We start from the raw sequence: 9,783 nt of genomic DNA, 5'->3' as shown, positions 1-9,783 counted from the left end.
TTCTCAAGGTTTGAGCTAAGAGGCCGTCTGAAAACAGAAAAACCGTTTCAGACAGCCTTTGTTTAACGCCATCGAACCAGCAAGCCATAAAGCGCAATTATCCAAAAAGGTATATTGATGGGCAAATACAAAAAGGAGGAGAAGTCAATTTTACTATCTTCAAACATTTTCAATTTGGAGTATTTCCATGATAATTACTTATCAAGAAGCAAAGAAAATCGCAGTATCTTTTTTAAGTCAAATAGAGCAAGAAATGGGAATTTCATTGTTAATAGTTGAATCTCATGTACGAGAAAATGATGATGGATGGTTTTTCCCATATCAGTCAAAAGAATATTTAGAAACAATGGATATAAACAAATCTATTATTGGAAATTGGCCTATATTTGTTTCTAAAAATGGAGGAGTTCCTTCTATTCGTTGATTTAAGCCCATTAGCTAAGTCCGTATCCCACTAAACTTGAAACTATATGGATGAAAATAGGCTCATAACGGGTGAAATATATGGACCAACAGGACGCTTTAGGCACAGAGCAAAATAATGAGATTAAAGAAATATCCTTATAACTCTATAAGAGAGAGAAAAGGAAATTTATCGATGTTTTATTCTTTCTTTTCACAAAGAATTCAATATAGATATTGGATTAGCTGTTTCCTGTCTAAGCTCCCCCCAAAAAAAGTATTGATATTTGATGATAAAAATATTTTTATTGGATTTGATTCAGTTGTTTTTTGTATTTCTATACAAATATACCTACACATCTGTCTGTATGTTTGACACAACACGCGACAAAACGACCGTGGCACCAACGCTTCTGCATTCTTTCACACGTTTTTACCCGTTATTCCTAAGCGCAGGCCGTCTGAAAATTGCCCGAATATCCAATACCCTTTACAATACCCGTAATTAAAATACATTTTTTGACACCCCTCTCCTGCATGAGTTCCACACCCTTCATCGAAATGAAAGACGTTGCCTTCGCATATGGCGACCGTCCTATTCTGAACAACATCAACTTCAGCATTCCACAAGGAAATTTCGCCGCCGTAATGGGTGGTTCGGGCAGCGGTAAAACCACGCTGATGCGCCTGATTACGGGTCAAATCCGCCCACAATCGGGAAAAGTGTTGATTGAAGGGCGCGATTTGGCCGCATTTTCGGCGCAGGAGCTGTACGAACACCGCCGCCGCATGGGCGTTTTGTTCCAACACGGCGCATTGTTCACCGACTTATCCGTCTTCGACAACATTGCCTTCCCCATGCGCGAGCTGACGGATTTGCCTGAAGCGGTCATCCGCGATTTGGTGGTGCTGAAACTGAATGCAGTCGGTTTGCGCGGTGTTGAAAACCTGATGCCTTCGGAGCTTTCCGGCGGTATGTCGCGCCGCGTCGCCCTCGCGCGTACGATTGCGCTCGACCCTGAAATCATGTTGTATGACGAGCCTTTCACCGGCCTCGACCCGATTTCGCTGGGCGTTATCGCCCACCTCATCAGCCGTGCCAACAAAGCCCTGCGCTCAACCAGCGTCATGGTAACGCATGATATTGAAAAGTCACTGGAAATTGTCGATCAAGTCATTTTCTTGGCACACGGCGAAATCATGTTCTCCGGTTCGCCCGAAGAAATGCGCGAACTCGACTCGCCTTGGGTACGCCAGTTTGTCGGCGGTTTGGCAGACGGTCCCGTAGCATACCGCTATCCGGCGCAAACGACTTTAAAACAAGACTTGCTGGGCTGATGTTCAGACGGCCTGAATTTTAAACAAGGCCGTCTGAAAACCATTTAACCAATCAACTGAAACCTATGAATTTTATCCGTTCCGTCGGGGCAAAAACCCTCGGCTTCATCCAATCGCTGGGCAGCATTACGCTGTTTTTCCTGCATATCCTGGCCAAATCAGGTACGGCGTTTACCCGCCCGCGCCTGAGCATCCGCCAGGTTTACTTTGCAGGCGTGTTGTCTGTCCTGATTGTTGCCGTGTCCGGCCTGTTTGTCGGCATGGTATTGGGCTTGCAAGGCTATACGCAGCTGGCAAAATTCAAATCCGCCGATATTTTGGGTTATATGGTTGCCGCTTCCCTGTTGCGTGAATTGGGTCCCGTATTGTCTGCTATTCTGTTTGCCAGCAGCGCGGGCGGTGCCATGACCAGCGAAATCGGCTTGATGAAAACCACCGAGCAGCTTGAAGCAATGAACGTGATGGCGGTCGACCCCGTGGCACGCGTGGTTGCGCCGCGCTTTTGGGCGGGCGTGTTTTCCATGCCTTTGCTGGCTTCGATTTTCAACGTTGCCGGTATTTACGGCGCGTATTTGGTCGGTGTCGAATGGCTGGGTTTGGACGGCGGTATTTTCTGGTCGCAAATGCAAAACAACATTACCTTCCATTACGACGTACTCAACGGCTTAATCAAATCCGCCGCTTTCGGCGTAGCTGTTACGCTGATAGCCGTACATCAGGGCTTCCACTGCGTACCGACCTCAGAAGGTATTTTGCGCGCCAGTACACGCACAGTAGTGTCTTCCGCCCTGACCATCCTCGCTGTCGACTTCATGTTGACCGCATGGATGTTTACCGACTAAAGGCCGTCTGAAACGACACTTTAAAAGAATGAAACAAGGACAATAGCACATGAAAAAAAATGCTTTGGAATTTTGGGTAGGACTGTTTGTCTTACTGGGCGCGGCCGCTATTGGCTTTCTCGCCTTCCGCGCCGCCGGCGGACAATCGTTCGGCAAATCCTCTCAAACCTACACCGTCTATGCCGATTTCAGCGACATCGGCGGCTTGAAAACCAACGCTCCGGTCAAATCTGCAGGCGTACTGGTGGGCCGTGTTGCCTCCATTCAGCTCGACCCTAAATCCTATCAGGCAAAAGTCGCCCTCAATCTGGACAGCCAATATCATTTCAGCAGCGACGTTTCCGCACAAATCCTGACTTCAGGCCTGTTGGGCGAACAATACATCGGCCTGCAACAAGGTGGCGATACCGATTCTTTGGCGGCAGGCGACACCATTACTGTTACCAGCTCCGCCATGGTTTTGGAAAACCTTATCGGCAAATTCATGACCAGCTTTGCCGAAAAAAACGCAGACAGTGAATCTGCCGGTCAAAACAAACAATAAACACATATCAACCCAATATTCAGGACACTCCCATGAAAAAAACATCCTTCATCAGCGCATTGAGCATCGGCGTATTGAGCATCAGCATGGCATTTGCCTCTCCTGCCGACGCAGTCAACCAAGTCCGTGAAAACTCCGTTCAAGTGCTGAAAATCCTCAACAGCGGCGACGCCAACACCGCACGCCAAAAAGCCGAAGCCTACGCCATCCCTTACTTCGACTTCCAACGCATGACCGCTTTGGCCGTCGGCAACCCATGGCGCACTGCGACTGACGCACAAAAACAAGCGTTGACCAAAGAGTTCCAAACCCTGCTGATCCGCACCTACTCCGGCACCATGCTGAAATTCAAAAACGCCAAGGTCAACATCAAAGACAACCCTGTCGTCAACAAAGGCGGTAAAGAAGTCGTTGTCCGCGCCGAAATCAACGTTTCCGGCCAAAAACCGGTCAACATGGACTTCACCACCTACCAAAGCGGCAGCAAATACCGCGCATACAATGTCGCAGTCGAAGGCGCAAGCTTGGTTACCGTATACCGCAACCAATTCGGCGAAACCATCAAAGCCAAAGGCATCGACGGCCTGATTGCCGATTTGAAAGCCAAAAACGGCGGTAAATAATCCACCCCCGCACCATGCCGCCTGATGTTCAGACGGCATGGTGCCTTACATCATAAAGACACCATGCAAACAGAAATCCGCAACGGCACGCTCTACATCAGCGGCGACGTTACCGTCAAAACCCTGACTGCCTCCGCCTTTGCGCGCTACGAACAGCAATGCCGTCTGAAAGAAACAGACAACATAGACTTCAGCCAAGTAGGCAAAGCAGATTCCGCCTGCGTTTCCCTGCTGCTCAACGCTCTGCGCCGGACAGACAAAAAACCGACCATTCAAAACATTCCCGATTCCGTCCGCGCACTGGCCGAACTTTACGAAATCAAAGACTGGTTGCAATCATGAAAAAAACCACCGCTTCCCTTTGCCTCATCATCAGCCTTGCCTCCGCTCCCGCACTTGCCGAACGCAATCCGGCCGACCCTTACGAAGGCTACAACCGTACCGTTTCCAAGTTTAACGACAAAGCAGACAAATACGTCCTTTCCCCCGTCGCACGCGGTTATCGCAAAGTAACGCCCAAACCGGTGCGTACCGGCGTGAGCAACTTCTTCAACAACCTGCGCGATGTCGTCAGCTTCGGCAGCAATGTTCTGCGCCTTGACGTCAAACGCGCCAGCGAAGACCTCGTCCGCGTTGGTATCAACACCACCTTCGGCCTTGGCGGTTTAATCGACGTAGCCGGTGCAGGCGGCGTACCCAACAATAAAAACACCCTCGGCGACACCTTCGCCTCATGGGGCTGGAAAAACAGCAACTACTTCGTCGTCCCCCTACTCGGCCCATCTACCGTACGCGATACCGTCGGCAACGCCGTCACCACCGTCTATCCGGTTAAAAACGCCGTCTTCCACACCAGAGCAGGACGCTGGGGCACAACCGGCCAGCAAGCCATCAACACCCGTGAAGAACTGCTCGACCTGACCGACAGCCTCGAAGGCGCAGCCATCGACAAATACAGCTACACACGCGACCTTTACATGAAAGTCCGCTCCCAACAAACCGGCGGCACGCTTCCTCAAAGCGAAGACGACAACATCGACATCGATGACTTGGTGGACAGTAACACCACTTCCGAACCGGTAGCAGCACCCCAAACCGCTCCGGCAGAAATCCCCGATACAGCCAATCCCCAAACCCTGCATCAAACACCATCAGAAAATCCCTGATTATTCCCAAAAATAAAGGCCGTCTGAAATTCAGACGGCCTTTATCCCCCAAAAGATAGCCAGTCCACCACCTTTGCTATATCATTCAACTATACAGAAACCAAGGAAAACACCATGTACGAAGTCAACCGCAGCGTCTTCCTGCTTATCCCCCTCGATCCATTTTGGAACTGGCTGAAATCCCTGCCCGGCAATCACTTGGATGGCCTGACGCTTGAAGATATCCAAGCCGATGCCAATTCCTACCTCGTTCGCCCGTGCGAAACCGCCGACGAAGTATGGGACGAAATCGAAGCACGCTTTGAAGACATTTTTGCTGCCGAATTGGCCGACTGGTGCGAAGACGAAAGCGAATGGCCTGATTTGGACGCCGACATTTTCAACGAATGGTTCGATATCCAACTCTCCACCGTGATTACCGACCTCGAACACGAACCCATCGCACGCGAAGAGTTCCAACCCATCAATCTCAACTGATGAAACTGACCGTCCGCAACTACCACCTCGACGGCTACGGCCACGTCAACAATGCGCGCTATCTCGAATTTCTCGAAGAAGCGCGCTGGACGTTTTTTCAAGAGCATGACCTTCTGTCCGAACTCGAAGGCATCATGCTCGTTGTTGCACGTATCGATATCCGCTACCGCCGCCCGTCGCTTGAAGGCGATGTTTTGACCTTTACAGGCCGTCTGAAAGACATCGGCACACGCCACATCATCCTCAGCCAAACCGCGACCCTACCCAACGGCAAAGCCGCCATCGAAGCCGAAGTTACCCTTATGCCCGTCAGCAGCGAAAGCGGCCGCAGCATCAGCGTTCCCCAAACCTTAGCTCACGCAATTCAAAACCTCGAATCATGAAAAAAATACTCACACTCCTTGTCGTTGCCACGATTGGCGCGCTTCTTGCCTTCGTCCTTATCCCCAGCAACAAAGCCGCCCCTGATTTCGCCCTGCCTGACCTGCAAGGCAAAACCATTACCAACGCCGACTTGAAAGGCAAAGTCACCCTCATCAACTTCTGGTTTCCCTCCTGCCCTGGCTGCGTGAGCGAGATGCCTAAAATCATCAAAACCGCCCAAGATTATCAAGGCAAAAACTTCCAAGTCCTCGGCATCGCCCAGCCCATCGACCCTATTGAGAGCGTCCATCAGTACGTCAAAGAATACGGCCTGCCTTTCACCGTCATATACGATGCCGACAAAACTGCCGCAAAAGCCTTTGGTACACAGGTTTACCCGACTTCCGTCCTGATCGACAAAAACGGCAACATCCTCAAAACCTACGTTGGCGAACCCAATTTCTCCCAACTCTATCAAGAAATCGACCAAGCCCTCGCCCAATAAATCCAAGGCCGTCTGAAACCATATTTCAGACGGCCTAAAACCGAAATATCCTTTATAATAAGCAACATTTTATCCGTTCAGACACCAAGCTCCTCTATCAACGAAGGCCGTCTGAAACAACCGAATACCCATAAGAGAACATCATGAAATTTATCGACGAAGCAAAAATCGAAGTCGCCGCAGGCAAAGGCGGTAATGGCGCAACCAGTTTCCGCCGCGAAAAATTCGTACCCCGAGGCGGCCCTGACGGCGGCGACGGTGGCAAAGGCGGCAGCGTTTGGGCAGAAGCCGATGAAAACACCAACACCCTCGTCGAATACCGCTTCGTCAAACGCTACCAAGCCAAAAACGGCGAAAAAGGCCACGGCTCCGACCGCTACGGCGCAGGTGCGGACGACATCGTCCTCAAAATGCCCGTCGGCACCCTTATCCGCGACCTCGACACCGACGAAATCGTTGCCGACCTCACTTATCACGGCCAACGCGTCTGCCTCGCCAAAGGCGGCAAAGGCGGCTTGGGCAACATCCACTTCAAATCGTCCGTCAACCGCGCGCCCAAACAATCCACCCCCGGCGAAGAAGGCGAAACCCGTTCCCTGCAACTCGAGCTTAAAGTCCTCGCCGATGTCGGCTTATTAGGCATGCCCAACGCCGGTAAATCCACACTGATTACCGCCGTGTCCGCCGCACGCCCCAAAATCGCCAACTACCCCTTCACCACCCTGCATCCCAACTTGGGCGTCGTGCGCATTGACGAAAACCACAGCTTCGTCATGGCAGACATCCCCGGCCTGATTGAAGGTGCAGCAGAAGGCGCAGGCCTCGGCCACCGCTTCCTCAAACACTTATCGCGCACCGGCCTGCTGCTGCACGTCGTCGATTTGGCGCCCTTCGACGAAACCGTCAACCCGGCCGAAGAAGCACTCGCCATCATCAACGAATTGCGCAAATACGATGAAGAACTTTACGGCAAACCGCGCTGGCTGGTGCTGAATAAACTCGACATGCTTGACGAAGAAGAAGCCCAAACGCGCACCGTCGCCTTCCTCGAAGCCATCGGCTGGTACTACCCCAAACCCGACGACCGCTTCCAATTCGACATGGAAACTCCGCGCCTCTTCCAAATCAGCGCACTAACCCACCAAGGCACGCAGGAATTGGTACACCAAATCAACCAATACCTAACCGAGAAAAAACGCATCGAAGCCGAAAAAGCAGAAGCGGAACAGGTAGTGGCAAAAGCCGAAATTGCCGAGCAGCAGCCTAAAACGGATACTGGCGTGTTTAAACCGGAGTAAAAAATTTCAGACGGCCTTTTTAATAAAATGGAGAGTCGCATGTCTTCCAACTCTTTCTCTTTACGAGAAAACGATGTTATTAACCGTTCAGAATTACATGACCAATACGGTGGCAATAGACAAAGTGGCATTGCTGCTTCGGCAAAAACGCCCAATATCTTCCTCTTTACTCACCCAGAAAAAGGCGAAGACCACGGCTATTATGATCGCTGGGATGAGAAGGGAACCACCCTGTTTTATTGTGGCGAAGGGCAACGTGGCGATCAGCGTATGATCAATGGGAATAAAGCTCTCTTGGAACATAAACAGACAGGAAAAACCATCCGTGTTTTTGCTAATGACACACTAAATGCTCATGTCCGATACATCGGTGAATTTACATTAGATGAGCATCAGCCTTATATAGTTAAAAAAGCACATGCAACTAATAATGGCCCAGAACGAAACGTATTTGAATTTTGCTTGCACAAAAAGTCCAAATAACCCCAGTTTATACAAAATTTGAAAATCCCATGACCACCATCTACAACACCCTTACCCGCCAAAAAGAACCCTTTTCCCCCATCGATCCTAAAAACGTGCGTATGTACGTTTGCGGTATGACCGTTTACGACTATTGCCACTTGGGCCACGCCCGCGTAATGGTTGTGTTCGACATGATTGCCCGCTGGTTGCGCGAGTGCGGTTATCCGCTCACTTATGTGCGCAACATTACCGACATTGACGACAAAATCATTGCCCGCGCAGCTGAAAACGGCGAAACCATCGGCGAACTGACCGCGCGTTTCATTCAGGCTATGCACGAAGATGCCGATGCTTTGGGTGTGTTGCGTCCGGATATTGAGCCAAAGGCGACGGAAAACATTCCGCAAATGATTGCCATGATTGAAACCCTAATTCAAAACGGCAAAGCCTATCCTGCCGCAAACGGCGACGTTTATTACGCCGTGCGCGAATTTTCCGCTTACGGTCAATTGTCGGGCAAATCGCTGGACGACCTGCGCGCAGGCGAGCGTGTGGAAGTGGACGGTTTCAAACGCGATCCGCTTGATTTTGTATTGTGGAAAGCGGCCAAAACAGGCGAACCGGCATGGGAAAGCCCTTGGGGCAACGGCCGTCCGGGTTGGCATATTGAATGCTCTGCCATGAGTGAAAACCTGTTCGGCGATACTTTCGATATTCACGGCGGCGGCGCGGACTTGCAGTTCCCGCACCATGAAAATGAAATCGCCCAAAGCGTCGGTGCCAGCGGTCATACCTGTGGCCACGACCACGCGCAAACCCATCACGGTCAAAGCATCGCCAGCCACGTCAAATACTGGCTGCACAACGGCTTCATCCGTGTGGACGGCGAAAAAATGTCCAAATCGTTGGGCAACTTCTTCACCATCCGCGAAGTGTTGAAACAATACGACCCTGAAGTCGTGCGTTTCTTCATTCTGCGCGCCCACTACCGCAGCCCGTTGAACTACTCCGACGCGCATTTGGACGACGCAAAAGGTGCGCTGACCCGTCTGTACACCACGTTGAAAAACACACCAGCGGCTGAGTTTGATTTATCTGAAAACGCCAATGACTACACCCGCCGCTTCTACGCCGCCATGAACGACGATTTCGGTACGGTCGAAGCGGTTGCCGTGTTGTTTGAGCTGGCAGGCGAAGTTAACAAAACCAATGATGCACACCTCGCCGGCTGCCTGAAAACTTTGGGCGGCATCATCGGCCTGTTGCAACGTGATCCGATTGAGTTTCTGCAAGGCGGCGCGGTTTCAGACGGCCTCTCCAACGAAGAAATCGAAGACTTAATCGCCCGCCGCAAACAGGCACGCGCGGATAAAAACTGGGCGGAATCCGACCGTATCCGCGACCTTCTGAACGAACACAAAATCATTCTGGAAGACAACGCCGGTGGTACGACTTGGCGGCGCGGCTAATTTGATTTGATATAAAAAGGTCGTCTGAAAACATTTTCAGACGACCTTTTTATATCTGGTTGAAAACCGTGATGTGTGTACTTAATCTTCTAACAGGTTCTTCTTGATGACCGCAGGATTCCCAGCAGCGACGCAATACGGCGACACATCTTTAGTTACCACAGCCCCTGCGCCGATAACCGCTCCTTTGCCTACTCGGACACCGCCCATAATAATCGCGCGCCGTCCGATCCAAACATCATCCTCAATCACAATCGGAGACCTTTGCAAAAAAGCCCTTCCCCAACAGCC

Annotated in this window: 14 protein-coding genes and 1 pseudogene; 14 read left to right on the top strand and 1 reads right to left on the bottom strand. The window is 50.9% G+C overall.

Annotated elements, in window-relative coordinates; translation table 11 throughout:
- The first annotated feature begins 187 nt into the window (after positions 1-187).
- The 14 genes and pseudogenes from HMPREF2606_RS10610 to cysS all read left to right on the top strand — a co-directional run bounded on the left by HMPREF2606_RS10610 (position 188) and on the right by cysS (position 9,492).
- A complete protein-coding gene (locus HMPREF2606_RS10610; RefSeq protein ID WP_083325215.1) occupies positions 188-424 on the top strand; it encodes a YrhB domain-containing protein in 237 nt (78 codons plus the stop codon).
- Between the two features lie 117 nt (positions 425-541).
- A pseudogene (locus tag HMPREF2606_RS11290) lies at positions 542-748 on the top strand (hypothetical protein); the annotation flags it as partial.
- A 191-nt stretch (positions 749-939) separates the two neighbouring features.
- Positions 940-1,740, top strand: coding sequence for an ABC transporter ATP-binding protein (locus tag HMPREF2606_RS03030; RefSeq protein ID WP_070632722.1), 801 nt, complete (start codon positions 940-942; stop codon positions 1,738-1,740).
- Positions 1,741-1,805: 65 nt separating this feature from the next.
- Positions 1,806-2,582 (top strand): lipid asymmetry maintenance ABC transporter permease subunit MlaE, encoded by a 777-nt coding sequence (gene mlaE, locus HMPREF2606_RS03025; RefSeq protein ID WP_070843295.1) that lies wholly within the window; start codon positions 1,806-1,808, stop codon positions 2,580-2,582.
- A 49-nt stretch (positions 2,583-2,631) separates the two neighbouring features.
- Positions 2,632-3,126, top strand: coding sequence for an outer membrane lipid asymmetry maintenance protein MlaD (gene mlaD, locus HMPREF2606_RS03020; RefSeq protein ID WP_036492156.1), 495 nt, complete (start codon positions 2,632-2,634; stop codon positions 3,124-3,126).
- A 32-nt stretch (positions 3,127-3,158) separates the two neighbouring features.
- On the top strand, positions 3,159-3,749 hold the full coding sequence (locus tag HMPREF2606_RS03015) for an MlaC/ttg2D family ABC transporter substrate-binding protein (RefSeq protein ID WP_070843294.1): 591 nt from the start codon (positions 3,159-3,161) through the stop codon (positions 3,747-3,749).
- 63 nt (positions 3,750-3,812) lie between these two features.
- Entirely contained in the window at positions 3,813-4,091 is a 279-nt protein-coding gene (locus tag HMPREF2606_RS03010; RefSeq protein ID WP_063069089.1) for an STAS domain-containing protein, read from the top strand.
- Entirely contained in the window at positions 4,088-4,915 is an 828-nt protein-coding gene (locus HMPREF2606_RS03005) for an MlaA family lipoprotein (RefSeq protein ID WP_070843293.1), read from the top strand. The genes HMPREF2606_RS03010 and HMPREF2606_RS03005 overlap by 4 nt, the downstream gene beginning before the upstream one ends.
- 114 nt (positions 4,916-5,029) lie before the next feature.
- Positions 5,030-5,392, top strand: coding sequence for a hypothetical protein (locus HMPREF2606_RS03000; RefSeq protein ID WP_003681812.1), 363 nt, complete (start codon positions 5,030-5,032; stop codon positions 5,390-5,392).
- On the top strand, positions 5,392-5,775 hold the full coding sequence (locus HMPREF2606_RS02995) for an acyl-CoA thioesterase (protein ID WP_070629702.1): 384 nt from the start codon (positions 5,392-5,394) through the stop codon (positions 5,773-5,775). Before HMPREF2606_RS03000 ends, HMPREF2606_RS02995 begins: the two co-directional genes overlap by 1 nt.
- Complete coding sequence (locus tag HMPREF2606_RS02990; protein WP_070629704.1) at positions 5,772-6,260, top strand: peroxiredoxin family protein; 489 nt, start codon at positions 5,772-5,774, stop codon at positions 6,258-6,260. Before HMPREF2606_RS02995 ends, HMPREF2606_RS02990 begins: the two co-directional genes overlap by 4 nt.
- A gap of 143 nt (positions 6,261-6,403) precedes the next feature.
- Positions 6,404-7,558: a GTPase ObgE gene (gene obgE, locus HMPREF2606_RS02985; protein WP_070843292.1), complete on the top strand. Its 1,155-nt coding sequence runs from the start codon at positions 6,404-6,406 to the stop codon at positions 7,556-7,558.
- A 39-nt stretch (positions 7,559-7,597) separates the two neighbouring features.
- On the top strand, positions 7,598-8,041 hold the full coding sequence (locus HMPREF2606_RS02980) for an SRA domain-containing endonuclease (RefSeq protein WP_070843350.1): 444 nt from the start codon (positions 7,598-7,600) through the stop codon (positions 8,039-8,041).
- A 29-nt stretch (positions 8,042-8,070) separates the two neighbouring features.
- Entirely contained in the window at positions 8,071-9,492 is a 1,422-nt protein-coding gene (gene cysS / locus HMPREF2606_RS02975) for a cysteine--tRNA ligase (protein ID WP_070843349.1), read from the top strand.
- Between the two features lie 81 nt (positions 9,493-9,573).
- Here cysS and HMPREF2606_RS02970 read toward each other — a convergent pair.
- Positions 9,574-9,783: DapH/DapD/GlmU-related protein (locus tag HMPREF2606_RS02970; RefSeq protein ID WP_283122335.1), on the bottom strand; the 210-nt coding region annotated here is incomplete at its 5' end.

The organism is Neisseria sp. HMSC070H10 (assembly GCF_001837635.1).
Taxonomy (GTDB): Bacteria; Pseudomonadota; Gammaproteobacteria; order Burkholderiales; family Neisseriaceae; genus Neisseria; species Neisseria subflava_A.
The sequence above is the reverse complement of the archived record's forward strand: the minus strand, read 5'-3'. Positions and strand labels throughout refer to the sequence as shown.